The 24,761-nt window shown below is 62.9% G+C and carries 25 protein-coding genes, 2 tRNA genes and 1 pseudogene; 17 read left to right on the top strand and 11 right to left on the bottom strand.

Going from position 1 to position 24,761, the window contains the following annotated elements; genetic code table 11:
• Nucleotides 1-149: 149 nt before the first annotated feature.
• Together C1A35_RS26075 and C1A35_RS26070 are read left to right on the top strand one after the other, a co-directional pair.
• The gene (locus C1A35_RS26075) at nucleotides 150-1,697 is read left to right on the top strand and encodes an SPOR domain-containing protein (protein ID WP_104667159.1); all 1,548 of its coding nucleotides are present in this window, start codon (nucleotides 150-152) and stop codon (nucleotides 1,695-1,697) included.
• A 76-nt stretch (nucleotides 1,698-1,773) separates the two neighbouring features.
• Nucleotides 1,774-2,043: a hypothetical protein gene (locus C1A35_RS26070; RefSeq protein WP_104667158.1), complete on the top strand. Its 270-nt coding sequence runs from the start codon at nucleotides 1,774-1,776 to the stop codon at nucleotides 2,041-2,043.
• Nucleotides 2,044-2,224: 181 nt separating this feature from the next.
• Here C1A35_RS26070 and C1A35_RS26065 read toward each other — a convergent pair whose 3' ends face one another.
• Together C1A35_RS26065 and C1A35_RS26060 are read right to left on the bottom strand one after the other, a co-directional pair.
• Nucleotides 2,225-2,662 (bottom strand): DUF1489 family protein, encoded by a 438-nt coding sequence (locus C1A35_RS26065; protein WP_104667305.1) that lies wholly within the window; start codon nucleotides 2,660-2,662, stop codon nucleotides 2,225-2,227.
• Nucleotides 2,663-2,788: 126 nt separating this feature from the next.
• Complete coding sequence (locus tag C1A35_RS26060) at nucleotides 2,789-4,189, bottom strand: L-serine ammonia-lyase (protein WP_104667157.1); 1,401 nt, start codon at nucleotides 4,187-4,189, stop codon at nucleotides 2,789-2,791.
• Between the two features lie 733 nt (nucleotides 4,190-4,922).
• Here C1A35_RS26060 and C1A35_RS26055 point away from each other — a divergent pair.
• The 3 genes from C1A35_RS26055 (at nucleotide 4,923) to C1A35_RS26045 (ending at nucleotide 7,229) form a co-directional block, all read left to right on the top strand.
• Entirely contained in the window at nucleotides 4,923-5,615 is a 693-nt protein-coding gene (locus C1A35_RS26055) for a DUF599 domain-containing protein (protein WP_104667156.1), read from the top strand.
• 123 nt (nucleotides 5,616-5,738) lie between these two features.
• On the top strand, nucleotides 5,739-6,752 hold the full coding sequence (locus C1A35_RS26050; RefSeq protein ID WP_104667155.1) for a DUF1624 domain-containing protein: 1,014 nt from the start codon (nucleotides 5,739-5,741) through the stop codon (nucleotides 6,750-6,752).
• A 3-nt stretch (nucleotides 6,753-6,755) separates the two neighbouring features.
• Complete coding sequence (locus tag C1A35_RS26045) at nucleotides 6,756-7,229, top strand: methyltransferase family protein (RefSeq protein ID WP_104667154.1); 474 nt, start codon at nucleotides 6,756-6,758, stop codon at nucleotides 7,227-7,229.
• Nucleotides 7,230-7,309: 80 nt separating this feature from the next.
• Here the strand turns inward: C1A35_RS26045 and C1A35_RS26040 are convergent, their stop codons facing one another.
• A complete protein-coding gene (locus C1A35_RS26040; RefSeq protein ID WP_104667153.1) occupies nucleotides 7,310-7,696 on the bottom strand; it encodes a MerR family transcriptional regulator in 387 nt (128 codons plus the stop codon).
• Nucleotides 7,697-7,767: 71 nt separating this feature from the next.
• Complete coding sequence (gene mgtE / locus C1A35_RS26035) at nucleotides 7,768-9,189, bottom strand: magnesium transporter (protein WP_104667152.1); 1,422 nt, start codon at nucleotides 9,187-9,189, stop codon at nucleotides 7,768-7,770.
• Nucleotides 9,190-9,507: 318 nt separating this feature from the next.
• Between mgtE and C1A35_RS26030 the strand changes: the two genes are divergently transcribed.
• On the top strand, nucleotides 9,508-10,017 hold the full coding sequence (locus C1A35_RS26030) for a peptide deformylase (protein ID WP_104667151.1): 510 nt from the start codon (nucleotides 9,508-9,510) through the stop codon (nucleotides 10,015-10,017).
• 52 nt (nucleotides 10,018-10,069) lie between these two features.
• Nucleotides 10,070-10,339 carry a hypothetical protein gene (locus tag C1A35_RS26025; protein ID WP_104667150.1) on the top strand — a complete coding sequence of 90 codons (270 nt, stop codon included), beginning with the start codon at nucleotides 10,070-10,072 and terminating at the stop codon, nucleotides 10,337-10,339.
• A gap of 51 nt (nucleotides 10,340-10,390) precedes the next feature.
• Here C1A35_RS26025 and C1A35_RS26020 read toward each other — a convergent pair.
• From C1A35_RS26020 to C1A35_RS26010, 3 genes and pseudogenes are all read right to left on the bottom strand, one after another.
• A pseudogene (locus tag C1A35_RS26020) lies at nucleotides 10,391-11,592 on the bottom strand (serine hydrolase domain-containing protein).
• A gap of 299 nt (nucleotides 11,593-11,891) precedes the next feature.
• A tRNA-Leu gene (locus C1A35_RS26015) sits at nucleotides 11,892-11,976 on the bottom strand.
• Nucleotides 11,977-12,360: 384 nt separating this feature from the next.
• Nucleotides 12,361-12,445: transfer RNA gene (locus tag C1A35_RS26010), tRNA-Leu, on the bottom strand.
• A 193-nt stretch (nucleotides 12,446-12,638) separates the two neighbouring features.
• Here C1A35_RS26010 and lipB point away from each other — a divergent pair.
• Complete coding sequence (gene lipB / locus C1A35_RS26005; RefSeq protein ID WP_104667149.1) at nucleotides 12,639-13,358, top strand: lipoyl(octanoyl) transferase LipB; 720 nt, start codon at nucleotides 12,639-12,641, stop codon at nucleotides 13,356-13,358.
• Between the two features lie 5 nt (nucleotides 13,359-13,363).
• On the opposite strand, the gene C1A35_RS26000 is transcribed toward lipB, so the two are convergent.
• Nucleotides 13,364-14,302, bottom strand: coding sequence for a DMT family transporter (locus tag C1A35_RS26000; protein WP_234823022.1), 939 nt, complete (start codon nucleotides 14,300-14,302; stop codon nucleotides 13,364-13,366).
• A 245-nt stretch (nucleotides 14,303-14,547) separates the two neighbouring features.
• On the opposite strand from C1A35_RS26000, the gene C1A35_RS25995 reads away from it, so the two are divergent.
• The 9 genes from C1A35_RS25995 (at nucleotide 14,548) to C1A35_RS25955 (ending at nucleotide 21,314) form a co-directional block, all read left to right on the top strand.
• Nucleotides 14,548-14,943, top strand: a complete 396-nt coding sequence (locus C1A35_RS25995) for a helix-turn-helix domain-containing protein (protein ID WP_104667148.1) — start codon at nucleotides 14,548-14,550, stop codon at nucleotides 14,941-14,943.
• Between the two features lie 67 nt (nucleotides 14,944-15,010).
• Entirely contained in the window at nucleotides 15,011-16,138 is a 1,128-nt protein-coding gene (locus tag C1A35_RS25990) for an S-(hydroxymethyl)glutathione dehydrogenase/class III alcohol dehydrogenase (protein WP_077967684.1), read from the top strand.
• A gap of 80 nt (nucleotides 16,139-16,218) precedes the next feature.
• Complete coding sequence (locus C1A35_RS25985; protein ID WP_104667147.1) at nucleotides 16,219-16,659, top strand: YaiI/YqxD family protein; 441 nt, start codon at nucleotides 16,219-16,221, stop codon at nucleotides 16,657-16,659.
• 48 nt (nucleotides 16,660-16,707) lie between these two features.
• Nucleotides 16,708-17,355 carry a DUF1345 domain-containing protein gene (locus tag C1A35_RS25980; RefSeq protein ID WP_104667146.1) on the top strand — a complete coding sequence of 216 codons (648 nt, stop codon included), beginning with the start codon at nucleotides 16,708-16,710 and terminating at the stop codon, nucleotides 17,353-17,355.
• A gap of 23 nt (nucleotides 17,356-17,378) precedes the next feature.
• The gene (gene fghA / locus C1A35_RS25975) at nucleotides 17,379-18,212 is read left to right on the top strand and encodes an S-formylglutathione hydrolase (RefSeq protein WP_104667145.1); all 834 of its coding nucleotides are present in this window, start codon (nucleotides 17,379-17,381) and stop codon (nucleotides 18,210-18,212) included.
• Between the two features lie 74 nt (nucleotides 18,213-18,286).
• Nucleotides 18,287-18,664: a fluoride efflux transporter CrcB gene (gene crcB, locus C1A35_RS25970; RefSeq protein WP_104667144.1), complete on the top strand. Its 378-nt coding sequence runs from the start codon at nucleotides 18,287-18,289 to the stop codon at nucleotides 18,662-18,664.
• Nucleotides 18,665-18,878: 214 nt separating this feature from the next.
• On the top strand, nucleotides 18,879-19,871 hold the full coding sequence (locus C1A35_RS25965; RefSeq protein WP_104667143.1) for an RluA family pseudouridine synthase: 993 nt from the start codon (nucleotides 18,879-18,881) through the stop codon (nucleotides 19,869-19,871).
• Nucleotides 19,871-20,536, top strand: coding sequence for an HAD-IA family hydrolase (locus tag C1A35_RS25960; protein WP_104667142.1), 666 nt, complete (start codon nucleotides 19,871-19,873; stop codon nucleotides 20,534-20,536). Before C1A35_RS25965 ends, C1A35_RS25960 begins: the two co-directional genes overlap by 1 nt.
• On the top strand, nucleotides 20,529-21,314 hold the full coding sequence (locus C1A35_RS25955) for an ATP12 family chaperone protein (protein ID WP_104667141.1): 786 nt from the start codon (nucleotides 20,529-20,531) through the stop codon (nucleotides 21,312-21,314). The genes C1A35_RS25960 and C1A35_RS25955 overlap by 8 nt, the downstream gene beginning before the upstream one ends.
• Before the next feature lie 133 nt (nucleotides 21,315-21,447).
• On the opposite strand, the gene sugE is transcribed toward C1A35_RS25955, so the two are convergent.
• From sugE to C1A35_RS25940, 3 genes are all read right to left on the bottom strand, one after another.
• On the bottom strand, nucleotides 21,448-21,762 hold the full coding sequence (gene sugE, locus C1A35_RS25950; protein ID WP_077961493.1) for a quaternary ammonium compound efflux SMR transporter SugE: 315 nt from the start codon (nucleotides 21,760-21,762) through the stop codon (nucleotides 21,448-21,450).
• Between the two features lie 254 nt (nucleotides 21,763-22,016).
• Entirely contained in the window at nucleotides 22,017-23,330 is a 1,314-nt protein-coding gene (locus C1A35_RS25945; protein WP_104667140.1) for a replication-associated recombination protein A, read from the bottom strand.
• Nucleotides 23,327-24,724, bottom strand: a complete 1,398-nt coding sequence (locus C1A35_RS25940; RefSeq protein ID WP_104667139.1) for a DegQ family serine endoprotease — start codon at nucleotides 24,722-24,724, stop codon at nucleotides 23,327-23,329. Before C1A35_RS25940 ends, C1A35_RS25945 begins: the two co-directional genes overlap by 4 nt.
• Nucleotides 24,725-24,761: the final 37 nt, after the last annotated feature.

Raw genomic sequence — 24,761 nt, 5'->3', positions numbered from 1 at the left:
CGCGCCATTGCGCTACACCGGAATCGTCCTTGTACGAATGCGTCCTTTTCCGGAAACCAATCATTCATCATAAACCGATTGGTAACGCTATGCCGATACTGTCTCGAGAACGGTCGTTCCCGGAGGCGGCGTCCGGACAACCCCATGACATGAGAATAAAGAGCAGCGTAGTGTCCCAATCCGGTTTTTTTGATCTCGCGAAGCGCCCGTTCGGCGCTCTTTCAAAGATGGTAGGGCGGGTGGTCCTCGCAGGCACCATTGCCTCGGTCGCCTTTGCGTTTCCTGGCTTTGCGGCATCGACCTACGCCAATCCCAAATATTCGGGCATCGTCGTCGATGCCAAGACCGGCAAGATTCTCTACGGCGAGGATGCCGACGAACTGCGCTATCCGGCGTCTCTCACCAAGATGATGACGCTCTACCTGACCTTCGAGGCGCTCGAAGCCGGCCGGATCAGCAAGTCCACGCAGATTCCCTTCTCGAAAAATGCGTCCGCGGAGCCGCCGTCGAAGCTCGGCGTTCGCGCCGGCCAGTCGATCACCGTCGAACAGGCGATCCTTTCGCTCGTCACCCGCTCGGCCAACGACGCCTCCACGGCACTTGGCGAATATCTCGGCGGCTCCGAGCAGCGCTTCGCCCGGATGATGACCAACAAGGCGCGCGCGCTCGGCATGACGCGCACGACCTACCGCAACGCCAACGGCCTGCCCAATCCGGAACAACGCACGACCGCCCGCGACCAGGCCCGTCTCGGCCTCGCGCTTCGCCAGCATTTTCCGCAGTATTACGACTATTTTTCCACCCGCAGCTTCCGCTTCGGCAAGCAGACGATCGGCAACCACAACCGCCTGCTCGGCAATGTGCGCGGCGTAGACGGTATCAAGACCGGCTACACCCGCGCCTCCGGCTTCAATCTCGTCACCTCCGCACAGCTTGACGGCCGCAGCATCGTCGCCGTCGTCATGGGCGGCACTTCGGGCGCGAGCCGCGATGCGCAGATGCGCCGCCTCGTCGCCAAGTACATGCCGGACGCATCGCGTCGCGGTAATGGCAACCTGATAGCAGAAACGAAGCCGACTCCGGTTCCGGCCGAGGAGACCCAGGTTGCAGCCGCAGCCCCCGTCGTCGAGACGCCTGTTGCCGAGACCCCCGTCGTCGCGGCAGCCGCCAGCGGCCACAACCTGCCCAGCACCGGCCCCGTTCCCGGCATCCGTTACAACGGTGAAAGCGCAAGCAGCGTGCAGATGGCCTATGCCGGCAACAAGCGCGCGTCGGACAATCCCGTCCTTTCGCCGAAGATCGTTCCCAACACGCTCGACGCACAGAGCCTGAAGCTGCGCCAGCCCGCAACCGCGGCGATGGTCGATACGCAGATCACCAATTCCGTCCCGAAGAAGGCCGAAGCCGTTGCCAAGGCCGAGCCCGCCGAAGTCGCAAAGGCCGAACCGATGCCGGCTCAGCCGCAGGGTTGGGTGATCCAGATCGGCGCGACGCCGGACAAGGAACAGGCCATGACGCTGCTCGGCAACGCCAAGGACAAGGGCGGCAAGGCGCTGCGCAACGCGCAGCCGTTCACCGTCGCCTTCGGCCAGGTATACCGTGCCCGCTTCGGCGGCTTCGACGACCAGAATTCGGCAGTCAACGCCTGCAAGGCCTTGAAGAAGAAAGGCATCTCCTGCTGGGCGAGCCAGCAGTAACGACGAAATTCGGCGGCCGGATGTGTTTGTTTTCCGGCCTCCTTCCTCGGATTTGTACAGCGTAACGAGGTTAATCATGGCAATGAACGAGAACGTTCCGGGTGTCACCCCGCTGCCGGGGCGACGGGGCAAACCGTCGCGCATCAATCTGCACCCCCTGCACGAGGCGGCCATGCGCATCGCCGATCTCGGCCTCAACCGATCGAAGGCCAAGACACGCGATCTCGTCGGCATGCTCTTGACGCATGGGGCCCGCGCCTGGCGCTCGACCCAGCCGCGCGCCGGCATCCATCTTCACGTCACGGCGCCAAACCAGCGCCATCCGTTGAAGATGCGGATCACCTGAAAGTTCATAAAGTTCAAAAGGCGGCCCATGGCCGCCTTTTTGCTTTTCCGGCTGAACGGCTGTCACTGCCTCGCAAGCTGCGCTCGCCCAGCACCAGCGCCAGAGAAGCCCCCGCTTTGAAGGAGCAACGGCAGCCCGTCGATCGTCAGGGATTCAGTCGGATGCGCTCGGCAGGCGCGTTCTAGAGAAGCCCGAGTTCCGCCAGTTCGCGCCGCAATTCGAGCGGCATCTCGGAACCGCCCCCCGACAGCGACGCCAGGTCGCGCGGAGCGTCGTTGGCGGTCAGGTAACGCCATCCCTGGAACGCGCGGCGCGGCTGCAGTTCCGTCTCGATCACTTCCGGACCCAATAGCAGATTGCAGCGCCCGATGCCTTCGCCGTCGGTGAAGGTCTCGATGCCGATCAGCGGTTGGCGCGCCTGCACGCTGCCCTTGATCACCCAATAGAGCGAACCGCCTTCCAGCAATTCCTCCACGCGTTTCGGCACCATGCGCGTGGTGTGGAAGGAATGGGGCTCGAGGCCGGCAGCCATGGCCGCCATCGCCTTGCGCGAAACCCATTCGCGCAGGTCCTCGATCGATTCCGCTCCGACGCAGAGCTTTATGAGATTAAGAGACATGGCTTTTTCAACACCCGTCCGGCCGTTGCGGTCAAGCGGCCAGACGTCGTTCATCCACAATCACCGCAGCACGGTCCAGGCACAACGCAGGCTTCCGGGCTCCGGGAGCACACAGCCCCGTCAGGCTCAACATTCGACGACGTTGACCGCAAGACCGCCTGTCGAGGTTTCCTTGTATTTCTCGTTCATGTCGACGCCGGTCTGGCGCATAGTCTCGATGCAGGCGTCGAGCGGCACGAAGTGCTTGCCGTCGCCCTTCAGCGCCAGCGACGCCGCCGTCACCGCCTTGACCGCGCCCAGCGCATTGCGCTCGATGCAGGGCACCTGCACGAGGCCGGCCACGGGATCGCAGGTCATGCCGAGGTGATGCTCCAGCGCGATCTCGGCTGCATTTTCGATCTGCTCGGGCGTGCCGCCCATGACGGCGGCAAGGCCGGCGGCGGCCATCGCCGAAGCCGAACCGACCTCGCCCTGACAGCCGACCTCGGCGCCGGAAATCGAGGCGTTGTGCTTGATGATGCCACCGATCGCCGCAGCCGTCAGCAGATAGTCGCGAATGCCTTCCTGATCGGCGTCGTCATGAAAGTGCATGTAATAGCGGATCGTCGCCGGCACGACGCCGGCGGCGCCGTTGGTCGGCGAGGTGACGACGCGGCCGCCGGCGGCATTCTCCTCGTTCACCGCCATCGCGTAGACGCTCAGCCAGTCGTTGGCGAGCAGCGGGTTGGCCTTGTTGGAGCGCCATTCTTCCTGCAGCTTGTCGTGGATCGAGCGCGCGCGGCGGCGGACCTTGAGGCCGCCCGGCATGATGCCGTCCTGGCTCAGGCCCCGGTCGATACAATTGCTCATGGCGCCCCAGATGCGGTCGAGACCGGCATTCAGCTCGTCCGGCGACATCGTCGCCTCCTCGTTTGCCCGCTTCATCTGGGCGATCGTCATGCCGGACCGCGACGCCATGTCCAGCATTTCCTGTGCCGAGGAAAACGGGAACGGCACCTTGACGCCGGTCGCCTTGTTCTTCGAGGCGCGCATCGCCTCCAGCTCCGTATCGGTCACGACGAAGCCGCCGCCGATCGAATAGTAGATGCGCTTCAGCAACAGCCGGCCGTCACGGTCGAAGGCGGAGAAGGACATGCCGTTGGCATGGCCGGGCAGCGGCACCTTCTTGTCGAAGATCAGGTCTGTCTTCGGCTGGAATTCATAGGACGGATGACCGGGCGGCGTAATGCGTCCCGTGCGCTCGACGTCCTCGATCAGGGCATCCATGCGATCCGGATCGACGAGATCCGGACGTTCGCCGACGAGGCCGAGGATCACCGCCCTGCCCGTTCCGTGACCGATGCCCGTGTGGGCGAGCGAACCGTGCAGGCTCACCTTGATGGCCGCGACGGAAGCATGGGACGGCCGCGGCCAGTCGTCGGAGAGGATGAGATCGAGAAAGCGATTGGCGGCCGACATCGGCCCCATCGTATGCGAGCTCGAAGGCCCGATACCAATCTTGAACACGTCGAAGACGGAAAGAAACATAAGCTGCCTGCCCCGGAGACTGACCCGCGGCGTCCGGGCACAAACGCTCGAACGCCGCATTCACGATTTGCCTCGATATCACGCTTCACGGTCTATGCGAACCGCAGTGATATCCTCACATCTGCTCTACGATTTTATCCTCAGATCGGTGCCGATTTAAGGAAATCCTTTAAGCAGATATAGGAACGAAGCCTAAGCGATCCCAGGGCAAGGGCTCAGGCGGTCAACCGACATTCGATCCCGTTCGTGCGACATTCTCGTCAGGCGATGAACAAGGACCGGATTAAAAAAAGGCGCGGCTCTTTCGAAGCCGCGCCGTCAATCAGTGGACTTGTCTAGATACTAGATATCAAAGGCCGCCGAAAAGATAAGCAAGAACAAGAACGCCAGCGAAACCAGCTACGGCGCGTGCAGTCACGCCCCAGCAAGACTTCTGAATTGTATTGTCCATGATGTCTCCGAAAACACTCTCAACGGCCGCGGGCAGCACAGTGGGCGCCCGCGTCTGGGGCCATGCATATTGAAGAAAGCGTAAATGCGCAATGGGGGAATGTGGCGGAAAGGTGTCAGGCTTCGGCGTTCCTCCGCAGGATCCTGGTGAAAACCCCTCAATTCCCCGGAAGGAGTGAAGAGAAATTCCGCCGCAATTTCATCACAGTAGTTGACGCGCTGCCGATTCCGACGCCGTCCCGGCCACCTTGCAATTTCCAGAAGCCATGCCAAAAACACGTGTATGACCTTCGAAGATTACATAGCGCTTGTCGTGTTTATCCTGCTTTGGGCCGGCTTCAGCTGGGCGACCGATGGCACACGCGGCTTCAAGCGGGTGAGTCTCACCCGCCTCATGAACGAGCATCGCGGCCGCTGGATCCGCAATTCGCTGAACCGCGACCTGAAAATGATCGACACGCAGATCATCGCCGGCCTACAGGCCGGCACCGCCTTCTTCGCCTCGACGACGATCTTCGCGCTCGGCGGCTGCTTCGCGCTGCTCGGCGCGACCGAACAGGTGCAGATGATCTTTGCCGACATGCCCTATGTCTTCCACGGCGGGCGGACGGCGTTCGAGCTCAAAGTCGGAGGCCTCACCTGCCTCTTCGGCTATTCCTTCTTCAAGTTCGGCTGGTCCTACCGGTTGTTCAATTACTGCTCGATCCTGATGGGCGGCATTCCGATGACCGCAGACATGCAGCGCGACCCGAAGGCCGCGGAGAAGGCGGCCGAGCGGGCGATCCGCATGAACGTGCTCGCCGCCAAGCATTTCAATGCCGGTCTGAGGGCGATCTTCCTGTCGATCGGCTATCTCGGCTGGTTTATCAGTCCCTATGTGTTCGTCGGACTTACCGTCTTCGTCATCTTCGTCTTGACCCGCCGGCAGTTCTTCTCGGAGGCACGCTCAGCGCTGTTGCAGGACGCCACGCCCTGACGAAACGCGCGGCTGACGCTCTGGACGAGACCAACCCGCACCCGCACAACGCTCACCCCACCGACGACGCTCGCCTGGCGCAAGCATGGCCTGTCACTCTTCCTCACGCCAACAGGATGGCGAATGCCCATGTCCGATATCACCGTGACCTCCCCGGCAACTGAGACCCCGCCCGCGCGGCAGCGAGGACGGCTCGCTTTCATCGATGTCGCACGGGGCCTCGCGCTTTTGGCGATGGCGCTCTACCACTTCGTCTGGGACCTCGAGTTCTTCGGCTATGTCGCAGCAGGCACGGCCGGCACCGGCGGCTGGAAGATCTTTGCCCGTCTCATTGCCAGCAGCTTCCTGTTTCTTGCAGGCTACAGCCTCGTGCTTGGGCAATGGCCGAGGATCCGGTTCGACGCGTTCCTGCGCCGTTTCGCCAAGATCGCCGGCGCCGCCGCGCTGATCACGATTGCCACCTATTTCGCCTTCCCGGGCACCTTCATCTTCTTCGGCATCCTGCATTCGATCGCCGCGGCAAGCCTGGTCGGTCTCCTTTTCCTCAGGCTTCCGGCCGTCGTTTCCTTCGTCGCAGCCGCGGCTGCCATCGCAGCCCCCTTCTACCTGCGCTCGCCGATCTTCGATGCGCCCTGGCTCTGGTGGGTCGGGTTGTCCGAGACGCTGCCGCGGTCCAACGACTACGTGCCGCTGCTGCCATGGCTCGGGCCGTTCCTGCTCGGTCTCGGTGCGGCCAAGCTCTTCCATGCGCGGCTCGTCACCGCGCTCGCGGGCCGGCCATCCAAAGAGGGCAAAGGCCGCCTGTGGACGACGCCGCTTGTCTTCGGCGGCCGTCACAGTCTGGCCATATACCTCATTCACCAGCCCGTGCTCATCGGACTGGTCTATCTCTTCTCGCTGATCTCACCGCCGACATTGCCGGATCCCAAGGAGGCGTACCGCAGCAATTGCGTGGCAGCCTGCAACCAGGGAAATCCGGCCGTGCCGTGCGACAGCTTCTGCGGCTGCACGCTCGACCGCCTGGTGGAACAGAACCTGTTCGACAGCCTGAACAGGGGAGAGATCAACGTCAGCACCGATGAACGCATTGCGCGAATCGCGCAGCAATGCACAATGAACGTGCAATCAGGGGACTAGGACATGAATGCCTATCGTGCCAAGCCGCTGAACTTCCCATGGCCGGCCCTTCTCTTCGGGGTCGCCACGCTTGCGGCGCTCATGCTGGCGCGACACTTTCCCATTCCGGTCGCCCACGGCCACGGCTGGTTTCCCTGGATCAGCGGCGGCATTCTGATCGTCGCCGCCATCTGGCTGGATCTCTGGGCCGTCAAGACTCTGCTCGACCGCCATACCGCCGTCATGCCCTATCGGTCGGCAACCTGCCTCGTCACCTACGGCCCGTTCCGCTTCACCCGCAACCCGATCTATCTCGGCTACACCCTGATGATGATCGGTTTTGGCCTGGCAACGCTCAATCCCTGGTTCTTCATCACGGCGATCGCGGCCGTGATGCTGACGACGCTGTTTGCCATCCGCAACGAAGAGCGGCACCTGCTGTCGCGCTTCGGCTTCGAGTTCGAGCGCTACTGCCGGCACACGAGCCGCTGGATCTGAACGCCGCCTCGGATACGCGCAGCAAAAAGGGCAGCGCGAACGCTACCCTTTAAAATTTCCGGCGATAAGCCAGCGGCCCTTCAGGTGCCGACGCCGATCTCGGCCAGACGCGTCAGGCATGCCTCCTCGACATTGTCGAGTTCCGTCAGCGTATCGTCGATGTCCTTGCGCTTCTGGCGCAGCTCTTCGCGCTTTTCCTCGACGCGCGACATCAGCAACTGAAGCTGGCCGAGTTCGCCGGGCGGGTCCTTGTAGACCTGGATGATTTCACGGATCTCGGCGATGGTGAAGCCGATGCGCCGTCCGCGCAGAATTTCCTGAATGAGGCGGCGATCGGCCGGCCGGAACAGGCGCGTGCGTCCACGGCGCTCCGGGTGGATGAGGCCCTCGTCCTCATAGAAGCGCAGCGTTCGGGTGGAAATGCCGAATTCCCGCGTCAATTCGGTGATGCTATAGTATTTATTCACGCTGCCATTCCATGTGTTCCTGCGTATGCACTATCGTTGACCTTGACGTAAAAGTCAAACAACGCGCCACGTTACGTGACGTGGAACCACCAGGTGGCAATGCCGAGGAAACTGAAGAAGCCGGTGATATCGGTGATGGCCGTCACGAAGACGGCGGAAGAGACGGCGGGGTCGGCGCCGAAGCGGTCGAGGCAGAGCGGCACGAGGATGCCGCCAAGGGCCGCGGCCATCATGTTGATCAGCATGGCCGTGGCGATGATGCCGCCGATGTTCGGATCCTGAAACCAGAGACCGGCGAGCAGCCCGATCAGCGTGCCGAAGATCATGCCGTTGAGCAATCCGACACCCGCCTCGCGCCGTATGATGCGCGGCGCGTTGTGAATGTCGAGGCCGCGCGTTGCAAGTGCGCGCACGGTAACCGTCATTGTCTGCGAGCCGGCATTGCCGCCCATGCCGGCAACGATCGGCATCAGGATGGCAAGGGCGACGATCTGCTGAATCGTCGCATCAAAGAGACCGATGACCGAGGCGGAAATGCAGGCGGTCATCGAATTGATGAACAGCCAGGGCACGCGCGAGCGCGACGCTTCCGCCACCGAGTCCGACAATTCTTCGTCGCCGACGCCGCTCAGGCGCAACAGGTCCTCTTCCGCCTCCTCCTGAATGACGTCGACGACGTCATCGATGGTAAGCACGCCGACCAGCCTGCCGTTGTCGTCGACCACGGCGGCGGAAAGCAGGTCGTACTGTTCAAAAAGCTGCGCCGCCTCTTCCTGGTCCATCTCCGCTGGAATGGCGTGGCTCGTGTCGTGCATGATCGCATCGACCTTGACCGAGCGTTTGGTTCGCAGAATGCGGTCGAGGTCCATCGCACCGAGCAGCTTGAAGGTCGGATCGATCACGAAGATCTGCGTAAAACTCTCCGGCAGATCTTCATCTTCGCGCATGTAGTCGATCGTCTGGCCGACGGTCCAGAACGGCGGCACCGCCACGAACTCGGTCTGCATGCGCCGGCCGGCCGTGCTCTCGGGGTAATCCAGCGAGCGACGAAGGCGAACCCGCTCGGTAAACGGCAGTTTCGCCAGGATCTCGTCCTGGTCTTGCTGGTCGAGGTCTTCCAGAATGTAGACGGCGTCGTCCGAATCCATCTCGCCGATGGCTTCGGCGATCTGCTCATTCGGCATGTGCTCGACGATATCGAGGCGGATCGCCTCGTCGACTTCGGTCAGCGCCGAAAGGTCGAATTCCTTGCCAAGCAGCGAGACGAGCGCAAGGCGTTGATCGGGCTGGATCGCCTCGAGCAGGTCGCCCATTTCAGAAGAATGCAGATGGGCAACGTGCTGGCGCAGATAGATCGTATCGCGATCGGCGATCGCCGCGCCGACATGCATGAGAAAATCGGAGCGGACGGATCCGTCGTCGGCATAAATGTCCGATCCGTCAAAGGCCTTGACGTCTTCTGTGCCGCGGTCGTCGTCCCCAGTATTGCTCATGCGCGCCCTCGAAACGATTGGTTGCTTCCCGGCCGTTCACCTCGCGCGCCGGAAAGAATGCGTCACTGACGGTTGCCCGGACCTGTCCGCCGCGCTCAGCGAGAACATGGACCTACAGCCTGCTAGCGCAAAGCCCTGCCGAGGTCCACAGCACAGATACCACCCGGAGCGCCGCAACAACAGATTTATTCAAGCTGTTGCAAATACATGAAAAAACGGCTGCATCTCGACACAGTCGACATCGATCGCGCGATCGGCTAGCACTTCAGTCACGATAACGGAGGTGCAACACCCATTCGCGCCGCCAAGGAAGATCTGATGGCCATTCGCCCCATTGTCCGCTTTCCCAATCCGTTGCTGACGAGGAAGGCGGAGACGGTCACCCGTTTCGACGCGGCGCTTGAGGCGCTGGCGACCGACCTTCTCGACACGATGCGGGCCGCCCCCGGCGTCGGCATCACGGCGCCGCATATCGGCATCCTGGAGCGCGTGACGGTGATCGAGCTCGATCGCGAAAGCGGCGCCAGGACCTTCGTCAATCCGGAAGTCGTCTGGCATGGCGACCAGACGATGACGCACACGGAAGGCAGCGTCTCGATGCCGGGCATCCTGGAAGAGGTCGAGCGGCCGAACGCCGTTCGCGTCCGTTACCAGACACTTGCCGGCGAAACGATCGAGGAGGAAGCCGACGGCTTCATGGCGATCTGCCTGCAGCACGAAATCGACCAGCTCGACGGCATCTTCTGGACACAACGGCTCTCGCGCCTGAAGCGCGATCGCGCCATCAAGAAGTTCGAAAAGCTGACCAGGGAACGCGCCCGCGGCTAGCGCGCCCGCTCCACGCTCGCAACATCACGTCACAGCCACCAAGGACCGAAAAATGAAACCGACCTATATCGCCGTCATCGGCCTACTCGCGCTTACCGGCTGCAACAGCGCCCAGCAGAGCCTGGAACCCCTGCCCCAGAGCCTCACCTACGGCGAGAACGCAGCCAACAGAAAGACACAGGCCGCACCGGGCGCCATGATCCAGAACCGATTCATGCATGAGGGCCAGATGGTCTACGAAACCTACGAGGTTCAGCCCGATCGCACCTACAAACTTGTCCGCCGCCGCATGGACCAGAGCGGACCGGCCGGCAACAGCTGACGAGCCTCTGCGCGGTGCACGGGTGTGGCGACACGATCGCCCCGTGCACCGCTATGCAGTTCCGGCCGATTGCTTCGGAAGCGTCGCGTAAACTGCCGTTTCGAAGTCGAGATATCCGCCAATCGAAGCGGGATCGGCAAAGGGGAATATCTGCGTCGCCCATAGACCGCCGACACCACTTTGTCGGTCTATCCAGTAATAGAGATTGGCGAGCCCCGCCCACGCCAGCGCACCGGCCGCTCGACCTGTGGGCGCCACCTCATCGTTGATCATGAAGCTAAGCCCCCAGGATTTCGGCATGCCGGGGAAAAATTCGGCATCGTGCGAAAGGCTTGGTATCACCCCGGAAGCTTCTTGATCTTCCTGTCTCCAAGACCGTTCCTTTCCGCCATTTCGACGGTTTCGGCCTTCAGCACGCGCCCACCGGGCGACATTCCATCATTGAGCCACATGCGGATGAACTTGGCGTAGTCGACAGCCGTCGAATAGAGACCATGCCCGCCCATCTGGACCTCCGGATTTTGCGGCAGCCTGAAATCAGGCAGCGGCAGCAGACGTCCAGCATCGTCCCTTTGATGCAGGGTGACCAGGCGCGAGGCCATGGATGCGGTCATTGCAAAGCCGGTGTCCTCCATGCCAAGCGGTTGGAGTATTCGCTCCGTCATCACGGCTGCAAGCCGCTTGCCGGTGATGCCCTCCACGACCTGCCCGACCCAGTCCAGGTTGCTCCCGTACTCCCAGTCATCGCCCGGATCGAAGAGCAAGGGCGTCCGGATGGAGGCGTAGGATGCCGTGATCACGCTCGGCTGCCCGTGTTGCCGGGCCAACCTGGCATAGGTCTCGTTAAAAAAATCATAGCCCAGTCCGGCCGTGTGCAGGAGCAGCATGCGTGTGGTGATGTCCCGTCTGGGCGGGCGGAACTTCGGGCTCCCTGCGGAATCAAAACCCTCGATCACCTGCAGCTTGCCTATTTCGGGTACGTATTGCCTGGCTGGAGCGTCGAGGTCGAGCCTACCCTCTTCGAGCAATTGCAGGCAGGCCGTCGCGGTGATCGCCTTAGTCATCGAGAAGATCGCAAAGACGCTGTCGACGGTCATATCCGTCGGGCCAGCCAGAACGCGCTTGCCCGCCGCACCATCGTAGATATTTCCGCGTCGATCCGTGGCGATCGCGACGACGCCGGGCACGCCATCGGCGGAGTTGACCACGGCCTTGAGGATTGCATCAGCAGCAGTCTTGAGATCGCCGACCAAAGGAACCTCCCGCACAAGCAAGGCCTCTCCATTCGCGGCGGTCGTGCCAGCCTGATTGGGCAAGCGCGCCGGTTCCGGCCCACCTTCACCTGGGACCGCCAACCAGACCTTAACACCAAAGGACCGCCCAAGCCATTTTCCGCCGCTCAGCTGAAATGGTGGATTTCCAGCCATCCGGGCCCAAGGCGCGCAAAATCGGGATTGCCGGAGGGCATGGCAACATCAGCGGAAGACCACCGGCACCAACAGGGACAATCATATGATTTGAAACAAAAAACCCGGCCGAAGCCGGGTTTTTTTGGTGCGGTCGAGAAGACTCGAACTTCCACGGGTTGCCCCACAGCGACCTCAACGCTGCGCGTCTACCAATTCCGCCACGACCGCATCGTGGTAGGGCCGATTTGCGTCGGCGCGGCTGCATGTAGCAAAAGCCCCTTGAGTGCACAAGGGATGGCTGTGGACAATTCGAACGATGGCGACAGAAGCCAGAGGCGACCGCATTGCGATGGGAAAGCCGGGTTCGGCGACCGCCTGCCGGACCCACCGAACGAGCGACCGGCGCCATCGGCAGCGCTGCTCTCGCCGCGACGGGATCGTCGGCAACGTCTTCGAGAATCGCGAGACGGACAACACCATCGCGCCCCATTTTCCGATGTCTGGCGTTGACCGGAGGCGAAGGGATGCGTGCGCCGCCATTCCAACCAACAGGCCGGCCTTGACTAACGACAGGATTAAAAACAAAAAACCCGGCCGAAGCCGGGTTTTTTTTGGTGCGGTCGAGAAGACTCGAACTTCCACGGGTTGCCCCACAGCGACCTCAACGCTGCGCGTCTACCAATTCCGCCACGACCGCATCGTGGTAGGGCCGACTTGCGTCGACGGGGCTGCATGTAGCAAAAGCCCCTTGGGGGCACAAGGGGATCACGACAGAAATTTGACGGGAACTGAAACTATTTCAACACCCCGTTCGGGAAGCCCCGGAAACGCTGGACTCTTGCCCCGCGCCATCCCATGTACAGGCTCTGAAAAACAGGAATGCCGAACGAATGCAGCGTGAAAATCTGAGCCAGGAGATGTTTGCCCCTCCGGAATCGCCTCCGGTTCGCTGGCGGATCGCCTCCGAACTGGTGGAGTACCCACAGGCCGTCGAACTCATGGAGCAGGAAGCTGCCGCGATCGCCGCAGGCACCGCCGATGAACTCGTCTGGTTGGTCGAGCACCCGCCGCTCTACACGGCCGGCACCAGCGCCGATGCCGCGGATCTGGTGATTCCCGACCGGTTTCCGGTCTTTGCCACCGGCCGTGGCGGCGAATACACCTATCATGGTCCCGGCCAGCGTGTCGTCTACGTCATGCTCGATCTCAAACGCCGCAAACAGGACGTGCGCGCCTTCGTCGCCGCACTCGAAAGCGTCGTCATCGCCACGCTCGATTCGATGAATGTCCGGGGCGAGCGACGCGAAGACCGGGTGGGCGTCTGGGTGCGACGTCCGGAGAAGCCCGCTTTGCCCGACGGCTCCATGTCGGAAGACAAGATTGCCGCGATCGGCATCCGCCTGCGCAAGTGGGTGAGCTTCCACGGCTTTGCGCTGAACGTCGATCCGGATCTCGACCATTTCGGCGGCATCGTGCCCTGCGGCATTCGCGGCTACGGCGTCACCAGCCTCGTCGATCTCGGCCTGCCGGTGATGATGCCCGACGTGGACATCCGCCTGCGCGAAGCCTTCGAGACGGTATTCGGGCCGACGACGAACGACGCGGCGTAAGCGGCTCAGTTTGCCGCCCGCCGCCCCGCCTGTCGCTCGCGCCAGATGATGAAGAGACCCGAGCCGACGATGATGGCGATGCCGAGCCATTTCGAGAGCGACGGAAAATCTCCGAAGATGAGATAACCGAGCACCGTTGCCGTAACGATCTCGAAGTAGTGGAACGGCGCCAGCAGCGAGACGGGTGCCGCCCGGAAGGCTTTGACGACCAGCAGATGGCCGTAGCCGGAGAGCGCGCCGAGCACGATCACCAGTGTCCATCCGAGCGGCGATTTCGGCAGCGACGGCACGAAGTCGGCACTGCCCATGCCGTTGCCGACAAGGATCACCAGCGCCATCATCAACGTGCCGCCAATGCCGGCGATCGTCTGCATCGTCAGCGGCGAATCGCCGGTGCCGACCGCGCGGTTGAGCAGCAGGTAGCAGGCAAAGACGAAGGCGCAGGCGACCGGCAGCAGGGCCGTCAAGCCGAACGCGGCAAAGCTCGGCTGGATGACGATCATCGCTCCGCCGAAACCGACGACAATGGCGAGCCAACGCCGCCAGCCCACCCTCTCCTTGAGAAACACGGCCGAAAGGCAGGTGAGGATGAAGGGCTCGACGAAATAGATGGCAAAGGTGTCGGCAAGCGGCATGTACTTTACCGAAATGAAGAAGAACAAGGCCGCGGTCGCGAGCAGCACCCCGCGCAACAGATTGGCCCAGGGGCGCTTCGGCTTCAGCGCCTGCAGGCCGCCGGCTCCAAGCAGCAGCGGCAACGTCGCCACAAGCTGGAAGAAGAAGCGATAGAAAGTCACCTGGCCGGGCGACATGCCTTCATAGACGGCCATGTATTTCGCGATCACATCCATGCCGGGCAGGATGACCATGGCAAAAAGCATGATGGCGACGCCCTGCATCACCGTGTCGGCGTGTTCGGTGGTCGCGGTCCGGGCGTCGGTCATAAGGCAAGCTCCTCTGGCCGCCGCACATTAGAACCAATGCCTTGGTTTTCAACGGCCGAGGTTATGACGGGCAAGGAACTATCCGCGCCCTAGCCGCAATTGACGGTGTTTTTGGCGCTTCGGGTGGTCCCTCGCCGCCCAAATGCCTATAAGCTCAGGACAATCTTCCGCCCCGGGTCTCATAGTCGGCGTTCTGCCTCAGAGATCCGGGACCTTTGAACGTGACCGTGGCAAAGGAGATATCCATGCGCTTGTCCACCGAAACGATGATTGCCCGCCTGCGCGACACCAGCGACGGGGATACGCTGGGAGGACGCATCTGGAGGGCGCGCGACGCCGCCAATCTCAGCGCCAAGGAACTGGCCGACCAGCTCGGCGTACGCACGGAAACGATCGCCGCCTGGGAACGGGACCGGGCCGAGCCGCGGACGAACCGGCTGTTCATGCTCGCAGGCGTGCTCGGCGTCACCCCGGCCTGGCTGATCGCCGGGCTCGGCCGCGCGCCGGATGCCGACGTCGACGACGAGAAGGACGGCCTGCGCGAGCAGCTCGCTCTCGTCAAGAAGCTGCACGAACAGACCGGCAAGGCCATTGCCGCTCTTGAGATGGAACTCAATCGCGTTCAACAGAACATTCGATAACCTATTGTGATTCCTGCGGGCCGCCGTCCTGGCGGCCCGCAGTCATTTCAGTCCAAGGAGAAAATAGATGGATGTACGCGCCGCCGTTGCCGTTCAGGCAGGCAAGCCGCTCGAGGTCATGACGGTTCAGCTCGAAGGCCCGCGGGCCGGCGAAGTGCTGATCGAGGTCAAGGCCACCGGGATCTGCCACACCGACGATTTCACGCTGTCGGGCGCCGATCCGGAGGGCCTGTTCCCGGCCATTCTCGGCCATGAGGGCGCCGGCATCGTCGTCGACGTCGGCCCGGGCGTCACCTCGGTGAAGAAGGGCGACCACGTCATTCCGCTCTACACGCCGGAATGCCGCTCCTGCCCGTCCTGTCTGTCGCGCAAGACCAATCTCTGCACCGCGATCCGCTCGACGCAAGGCCAAGGCCTGATGCCGGACGGCACCTCGCGCTTCTCGATCGGCAAGGACAAGATCCACCACTACATGGGCTGCTCGACCTTCGCCAACTACACGGTCCTGCCGGAGATTGCGGTCGCCAAGGTCAATCCGGACGCGCCCTTCGACAAGATCTGCTACATCGGCTGCGGCGTGACGACCGGCATCGGCGCCGTCATCAACACCGCGCAGGTGGAGATGGGTGCGACCGCGATCGTCTTCGGTCTCGGCGGCATCGGCCTCAACGTCATCCAGGGCCTGCGTCTTGCCGGCGCCGACATGATCATCGGCGTCGACCTCAACAACGACAAGAAGGCCTGGGGCGAGCGCTTCGGCATGACCCACTTCGTCAACCCGAAGGAAGTCGGCGACGACATCGTGCCCTACCTCGTCAACATGACGAAGCGCGGCGCCGACCAGATCGGCGGCGCCGACTACACCTTCGACTGCACCGGCAACACCAAGGTGATGCGCCAGGCGCTCGAAGCCTCGCATCGCGGCTGGGGCAAGTCGGTCGTCATCGGCGTTGCCGGCGCCGGCCAGGAAATCTCGACGCGTCCGTTCCAGCTCGTCACCGGCCGCACCTGGATGGGCACCGCCTTTGGCGGCGCGCGCGGCCGCACCGATGTTCCGAAGATCGTCGACTGGTACATGGAGGGCAAGATCGAGATCGATCCGATGATCACCCACACCATGCCGCTCGAGGACATCAACAAGGGCTTCGAGCTGATGCATTCGGGCGAGAGCATCCGCTCCGTCGTTCTCTACTAAGCTCTTACTTCGATTCAGGAAGGCGCCGGAGTCGTTTGATTTTCCGGCGCCTTTCAGTCCCGTTGAGAAGTTGATTCAAGATGATCTATGTCGACGCAGACGCCTGCCCGGTAAAAGCCGAAATCCTGAAAGTGGCCGAGCGTCACGGGATCGAGGTGACCTTCGTTGCCAATTCCGGTCTGCGCCCGTCGCGGGATCCGATGGTGCACAATGTCATCGTCTCGGCAGGTTTCGACGCGGCCGACAACTGGATCGCCGAACGGGCGCAGGAGTGCGATATCGTCGTTACCGCCGACGTGCCGCTTGCGGTTCGTTGCGTTGCGGCAGGTGCGTTCGTCACGGGTCCGTCCGGACGCGTCTTCGACAAGGGCAATATCGGCATGGCGTCGGCCATGCGCGACCTCGGGCAGCACCTGCGCGAGACCGGCGAGAGCAAAGGCTACAACGCTGCCTTCACGCAGCGCGATCGATCCGCCTTCCTCGAAACCCTTGACCGACTCGCGCGACAGTCGAAAAAATGACCGCGCAACGGGCGGGATCGTGGGGCCCGCAACCGCAGGGGCATTAGCATGGCAGCGACGACGAAGCTCAGGCACTGGCCGTTCTACACCGCCATTCTGTGTGCGCTCGCAAGCGTGCCAGTCCTCTGGTTCGTTGCGCGGCGTTTCGCGCTTGAAGGTGCCGCGATCACCTTCTTCTGCGTCTATCTCGTCATGTGCTGGCGGCGATTGCGGATGATGACCGGCCGGCATCTGAAGACCCATGCCAGAAACACCGACGAGCCTGAGGTCGTCATCCTGCTCGTGACATTCGGGGCAGCTGCGAGTTCGCTCGTATCCTTGTTCTTCGCCCTCAACAGCGAGAAGACCGGCTCGGCGCCGGCGCTCGGCCTCGCCTTCGCCTCGGTCGTGCTCGGCTGGGCGACGATCCACATGATGGCGGCCATGCACTATGCCCATGCCTACTGGATCCCGAACCAGGATCAGCCGGCAACCGAGCCGGCGCGCGGTCTCGATTTTCCCGGCACGCCTGAGCCTGGAGGCTACGATTTCCTCTATTTTTCCTTCGTCATCGGCATGACGGCCCAAACATCGGACGTCGCCATCACCACGACGGCCATGCGGCGCATCAACCTGATGCACGCCATCGTTTCGTTCTTCTTCAACACCGTGCTCGTCGCAGCCGCCGTCAATGCGGCCGTGCAGCTTGCCGGCTGAGCATCATACCCAAGGAGCATTCCATGAAAGTCCTTTCGCAAAACACCGCTTTCGGCGGCATGCAGGGCGTCTTTTCGCATGAGTCCAAGGCCTGCAAGGGCGAGATGACCTTTGCCGTCTTCGTACCGCCGCAGGCAATCAACGAACCGCGGCCGGTGCTCTGGTATCTCTCCGGCCTTACTTGCACGCATGCGAACGTCATGGAGAAAGGCGAGTACCGGCGCATGGCCGCCGAGCTCGGGCTGATCGTCGTCTGCCCGGATACGAGCCCGCGCGGCACTGATGTTCCCGACGAACTGACAAACTGGCAGATGGGCAAGGGTGCGGGCTTCTATCTCGATGCCACCGAAACGCCCTGGGCCGAACACTATCAGATGTACAGCTACATCACCGAAGAGCTGCCCGCCTTCGTCAGCCAGCACTTCCGGATGGACATGGGCCGCCAGGGCATCTTCGGCCATTCGATGGGCGGCCACGGCGCCATGACCATCGCGCTCAAGAACCCGGCTCGTTTCAAGAGCTGCTCGGCCTTCGCGCCGATCGTCGAACCTTCTACCGCGGACTGGTCGATCGGCGCCTTCGAGAAGTTCCTGGGCACTGACCGCGCCGCCTGGCGCCAATATGATGCCTGCGCACTGGTCAAGGACGGCGCACGCTTCCCCGCGTTCCTGATCGACCAGGGCAAGGCCGACAGCTTCCTTGAAAACGGCCTGCGTCCGTGGCTGTTCGAAGAAGCGGTCAAGGGCACCGGCATCGATCTGACGCTGCGCATGCACGAACGCTACGACCACTCCTATTATTTCATCTCGACTTTCATGGACGATCATCTGCGCTGGCACGCCGAGCGGCTGGTCTAATCACCTGATGGCGCAATTCCGGACGGAAGCCGCTTTCGCGGAATTGCGCCGCCCAATTTGACCCGGAGCGACTGATGACCCACCTTCTTCTCGTCGGCGCCGGCGGCGCAATCGGCTCGATGCTGCGCTATCTCGTCGGTCTCTGGGCCGTTCACCGCTTCGGGTCCGGCTTCCCGTGGGGTACGCTTGGGGTCAACATAACGGGCTCGTTCCTGATCGGTGTGCTGGCGGAAGTCATCATGCGCAAGTTCGGCGCTTCGCCGGACATGCGTGTCTTCCTCGTCACCGGCATCCTCGGCGGCTACACCACCTTTTCCGCCTTCTCCCTGGACGCGATCACGCTCTTTGAACGCGGCGACATCATGCTTTCGGCCGTCTATGTCATCGCCAGTGTCGCGCTTTCGATCCTCGCGGTCTTCAGCGGGCTGGCTCTGGTGCGCGCAATAGTCTAAAGGCTCGTCTTACAGGCGCTGCGTATCCAGGGGAAACGCGGCGCATTGCTGCATTGGCCTTCAACCGTTGTCGCTTCGAAGGCATTGTCATGCAGCAAAGACGATATTGCGGCAGCCTTTGCGCGCCTGAAGCTTCCTCCTTTGCGTCATCCCAGCGCAGGGGCTTCGGACCGACGTGCGACGCTGCAACCAAACAGAAGGCAGGTTCGCTCAGATGGCAGGCATAGAACACAGGCAGGTGGACGGTGACGAGGCGGGCATGCGCCTGGATCGCTGGTTCAAGGTGCATTTTCCGGGACTGGGCTTCGGCCCGCTGCAGAAGCTCTTGCGCTCCGGCCAGATCCGCGTCGATGGTGCCCGCGCCAAATCCGACACGCGGATCCAGCCTGGCCAGACGATCCGCATTCCGCCGCTCGGGGTCGATTCCAAGGAAACCAAGACCGGGCCGATCGCCGGCCGTGACCTCAGGAACTCACCCGATGGCGAACTCCTGTCGCGCATGGTGCTGCACGAGGACGCCAAGGTGATCGTGCTCAACAAGCCGGCGGGTCTCGCCGTTCAGGGCGGCTCGGGCGTCAACCGCCATATCGACAAGATGCTGGAAGCCTGGACCAACCAGAAGGGCGAAAAGCCGCGTCTGGTCCACCGGCTCGACCGCGACACCTCAGGCGTGCTGGTGATCGCCCGCACCCGGGGTGCCGCACAGAAGCTCACCGCCGCCTTCCGCGAGCGCGACACCAAAAAGACCTACTGGGCGCTGGTCAAGGGCGTGCCGCGCAAGCGCGAAGACCGCATCTCGACCTGGCTCGTCAAGGAGCAGACGCCGGACGGTGACCGTATGCGCATCGGCAAACATGGCGACGATGGCGCCGACCACGCGATCTCCTTCTACCGGGTGGTCGAGCAGGCCGGCCAGAACCTCGCCTGGCTGGAGATGGAACCCTATACCGGCCGCACCCATCAGCTGCGCGTCCACGCCGCCCATATCGGTCATCCGATCATCGGCGATCCCAAGTATTTCGAGGCCGACATCAACTGGTCGTTCCCGGGCGGCATGCAGAACCGCCTGCACCTGCATGCCCGGCACATCGACATTCCGCATCCCGACGGCGGCCGGCTGCAGGTGACGGCCCCCCTGCCACCGCACATGGTGCAGAGCTGGAACCTGCTCGGCTTCGACGAAAACGCTGCCAGCGAGGAAGACTGATGAAACTGGCCCTCTTCGACTGTGACGGCACACTGGTCGACAGCGGCGGCCTGATCCATGAGGTGATGGCGCGCACTTTCGAGGCCTTCGATCTCGAGCGCCCGGATATCTCCGCGACCAAGGGCATCATCGGCCTGACCCTCGACATTGCCATCGCCCGCCTGCTCGGCCGCGAACATGTCGACGATCAGGCGCTCGCAATGACGGCACACTACAAGTCGATCTTCGCGGGCGTGCGCAGCGAAGCGGGCTTTCAGGAGCTTCTGTTTCCGGGTATCGCCGACATGATGCAGACCTTGTCCTCGCGCGATGCGCTGCTGATCGGCGCCGTGACGGGCAAGTCGCGGCGCGGTCTGACCCATATTTCCGCTACTCACGGCTTCGACCGGATTTTCTTCGTATCTCGTACTGCCGACGACTGCCCCTCCAAGCCGCACCCGGCGATGGTGACCGAATGCTGCTCGGAAGCCGGCATCGAAGCGAAGGACACGGTCGTCATCGGCGATGCGATCTATGACATGCAGATGGCCAAGGCCGCCGGTGCGGCCGCAATCGGCGTTGCCTGGGGCTACGCGTCCGTTGCTGACCTCATCGAGGCGGGCGCAGATTTCGTAGCCCGGACGCCCGCCGACATCATTGAATGGATGGAACACAATCATGCCTGATATTCGCGACGAACTCAGCGGTGCGATGAGCCACGAGGATCCGGTCCGCCGCGCCCAGATCCAGATGCTGAAGCCGCTGCCGAAGCGCTTCTACAAGGAGGTCAGCGTGGCCGCGGCCGAAGGCGAGACGCACGCCGTGCTGCTCGACGGCCGCACCGTACGCACGCCGGCCAAGCAGCCGCTTGCCGTGCCGACGCGCAAGCTCGCCGATTTGCTCGCCGCCGAATGGGAGGCCCAGGCCGAGGTCATCGACCCCGGCAAGATGCCGATCACCCGCATCGTCAACACGGCGCTCGACGGCGTTGCGAAGGACCAGCGCGCGGTCTTCGACGATATCCTGCGCTTTTCCGGAACCGACATGCTCTGCTATCGCGCCGACAGCCCGGAAGGGCTGGTCGCGCGCCAGAACGAGATCTGGAACCCGGTGCTCGACTGGGCGCAGCAGGCGCTCGGCGCCCGCTTCATTCTCGCCGAAGGCGTGATCCACCAGGAGCAGCCGGAGGAAGCGCTTTCGGCCTATGCAGAAGGCTTGCGCGCCTTCGCAACCCCGCTTGGCCTCACCTGCATCCACACGGTGACGAGCCTGACGGGCTCTGCCTTGCTGGCGCTTGCCTTTGCCTCCGGCCGGCTCACCGCCGAAGAAGCCTGGACGGCCGCGCATGTCGACGAGGACTGGCAGATCGAACATTGGGGAACGGACGAAGAAGCGTTCCGCCGGCGCGAAAACCGCTGGCAGGAGATGCAGGCGGTTGCCGCCGTTCTTGACGCTCTGCGCTGACGAACTCGGAGACACGGAATACGAAACGGGCTGCGTGTCTTCCGACGCGCAGCCCGTTTCTTTTGTTCAATAGTTTAGCACCAAAGCGGCACTGTTCGGTACGCTAACGTGACGAGAGCAAATCGCCGTGACGTTAGGCAGCCAGCTTCAGGCCTGCGATGCCGCTGACGATGAGGGCGATGCAGCCGAGGCGGACGAAGGTCGCGGGCTCGGCAAACAGGAAGATGCCGAGGATGACCGTACCGACGGTACCGATGCCGGTCCACACCGCGTAAGCCGTACCGAGCGGCAAGGTGCGAACGGCGAGACCGAGCAAGGCGATGCTGAGGATCATCGACCCGACAGTCAGGATCGTCGGCGTCACGCGCGTGAAGCCTTCCGTGTACTTGAGGCCGATTGCCCAGCCGATTTCGAGGATGCCGGCGAGCAGAAGAAGGAACCAGGCCATATCAAACTCCTAGGTTTGGAGCGAGGCCGTCCCCGCGGTTGTTCGGTATCGACTTTGCGCACCGTGCAGCCGTCTGCAATGCGGGTTCTATCTCACACTCCGGTTTCAGCGGCAAGCCGGTCATGGGCAGATCAGCCTTGCGCCGGTGGCAAAGCTAAACCATTTCGCGCTTTCCCCGAAACCGTGAAGACCGGCATGTCCCGAATGGCGCGCTCGCCCGTGTGGAGAGATGCCGGTTTGCCTCCCCGCAGGCTTTAAGGTGCGTTGCGCTCCCGGCGGAGCTTTGCCCACCATTCCAGCCGCTTGCGAATCTCGCGCTCGAATCCGCGCTCCGGCGGATCGTAGAAGGTCCTCCGACCCATCTTCTCCGGGAAATAGTCCTGGCCCGAAAATGCGTCCGGCTCGTCGTGATCGTAACGGTAGCCGTCGCCGTAGCCTTCGCCCTTCATCAGCTTGGTCGGTGCATTGAGGATGTGCTTCGGCGGCAGCAGCGAACCGTTCTCCTTCGCCGCCCGCATCGCCGCCTTGTAGGCGGTGTAGACGCCGTTCGATTTCGGTGCGGTCGCGAGATAGACGCAGGCTTCGGCGAGCGCCAGTTCACCCTCGGGCGAGCCGAGATAGTCATAGGCGTCCTTGGCGGCGTTGCAAATGACAAGCGCCTGCGGATCGGCAAGACCGATGTCCTCGACCGCCATGCGCACCAGCCGTCGCCCGAGATAGAGCGGGTCCTCGCCGGCATCGAACATGCGGCAGAGATAATAGAGAGCCGCATCGGGGTCCGAGCCGCGCACCGACTTGTGCAGCGCCGAGATCAGATTGTAGTGGCCGTCCTGGCCCTTGTCGTAGACCGGAGCCCGACGCTGGACGATGTTTTGCAGTGCTGCCGCATCGAAGATCTCGTCGCGACGCGCCGCGCGCCAGACTTCCTCGGCCAGCGTCAGTGCCGCCCGGCCGTCGCCATCGGCCATGCGGATCAGACTGGCGCGCGCGTCCGGATCAAGCGGCAGTTTCTTGTCCTCCGCCTCTTCGGCACGCGACAGCAGTTCCTCGATGCTGTCTTCGCCATGCGGCTTGAAGGTCAGCACGCGGGCACGCGACAAAAGAGCGGCGTTCAGTTCGAAGGACGGATTTTCCGTCGTCGCGCCGACGAGGATGACCGTGCCGTCCTCCATGACAGGCAGGAAGCTGTCCTGCTGGGCGCGATTGAAGCGATGGATCTCGTCGACGAAGAGCAGCGTCTGGCGGCCGGACATGCGCCGCGCCCGGGCCGCCTCGAACACCTTCTTGAGGTCGGCGACCCCGGAGAAGATCGCCGAGATCTGCTCGAAGGCGAGCCCCGCCTCCCCCGAAAGCAGCCGTGCCACGGTCGTCTTGCCGGTGCCGGGCGGCCCCCAGAAGATCATCGATCCGAGCGAACCCGAAGCGATCATGCGCGACAGCACACCATCCTCACCGGTCAGATGGTCCTGACCGGTGACTTCGGCGAGCGTGCGTGGGCGAAGCCTGTCGGCAAGCGGCCTTGCCGACGCCATCTCGGGCGGTTCGTGTGCGCTGAACAGATCGCTCATCGGAAGAACTGTCGAATGAGCTGGCCGTCGCGCTCGATCTCGACGCGCCAGAAGGAGGCATCGTCGGCCATGACGTGTTCGAGGGTCTTCGACGTATCGATCGACGTGCCGTTGACCGAACGCACGATATCCTTCGGCTCGAGACCGATGCGGGCTGCCGGGGAGCCGCGGTTGACCTGCATGACGACGACACCCTGCAGCGAGGTCGACATGCGCAGTTCGTCGGCAAGCCGCGGCGACAGATTGGCGACGACCGCACCGGCGAAGGGGTTCCGACCCTCGATCAGCCGTTCGTCGCGCGGCGACGTCTCCGGCGCCCGGTCGAGCTTCAGCGACACCTCATGCGGCTTGCCGTTTTCCGATACCGTCACCCGCGCCTCGTGGCCGATACCGACGGTCGTCAGGCGGTAGCCGAGCGCATCGGGGTGCTCGACCTCAATGCCGTTGACGGCGGTGATCACTTGCCCCGGCTTGATGCCGGCCGTTTCGGCCGGACCGCGGGCGACGACGGCGGTTACCAGCGCGCCGCGGGCGCGGCTGAGGCCAAGGGCTTCGGCTACTTCCGAAGTGACCGGCTCGAAGCTCGCGCCGATAAAGGGACGCACGAAGGTACCGTTGCCGCCTTCAGCCGAGGCGACAAACACCTTCACCAGATTGGCGGGAATGGCAAAACCGACGCCGTTCGAACCGCCGCCCTTGGAGAAGATCGCCGTGTTGATGCCGATGAGCTGGCCGTTCATATCGATGAGGCCGCCGCCGGAGTTGCCCGGGTTGATCGCCGCATCCGTCTGGATGAAGAAGCCGAAATCGCCCGACGAGACCTGGTTGCGCGCGAGCGCCGAGACAATGCCGCTCGTCACGGTCTGGCCGACGCCGAAGGGGTTGCCGATCGCCAGAACAAGATCGCCGACTTCGACGGCATCGCTATCGCCGAGCGGCACGATGTCGAAGGGACCGTCCGACTGGATCTTCAAGACGGCGAGATCGAGCCGGTCGTCCTTGAGCACGATCTTGCAAGGGAACTCGCGGCCATCGGCCAGCGCCACCTTGATGTCGTCGGCGCCTTCGATGACGTGGTTGTTGGTCACCACGATGCCGTTCTTGCCGACGATCACGCCGGAGCCGAGAGAGGATTGCTTCTCCGATCGGTTCGGCATGCGCTGGCCGAAGAACTCCTCGAAGAAGGGATCGCCGGAGAAGATCAAGCGGCGCTCGACGACCCGTTCCGCGTAAACGTTGACGACCGCATTTGCCGTCTGCTTGACGAGCGGCGAAAAGGAAAGCTGCATTTCGGTCCGCGATTGCGGAACCGTCTTGGCCTCCTGGGCCAATGCCGGACAGGCGAGAGAAACAGCGATGACGAGCGAAACAAGCGCTCTTCGACCTACGATCATGTAAAGCATTCTCCTATTCGTCGCGGCTACGTTCAGA

Origin of the sequence: Ensifer adhaerens (assembly GCF_002940685.1) — a bacterium.
GTDB classification, from domain to species: Bacteria; Pseudomonadota; Alphaproteobacteria; order Rhizobiales; family Rhizobiaceae; genus Ensifer; species Ensifer adhaerens_E.
The sequence above is the reverse complement of the archived record's forward strand: the minus strand, read 5'-3'. Positions and strand labels throughout refer to the sequence as shown.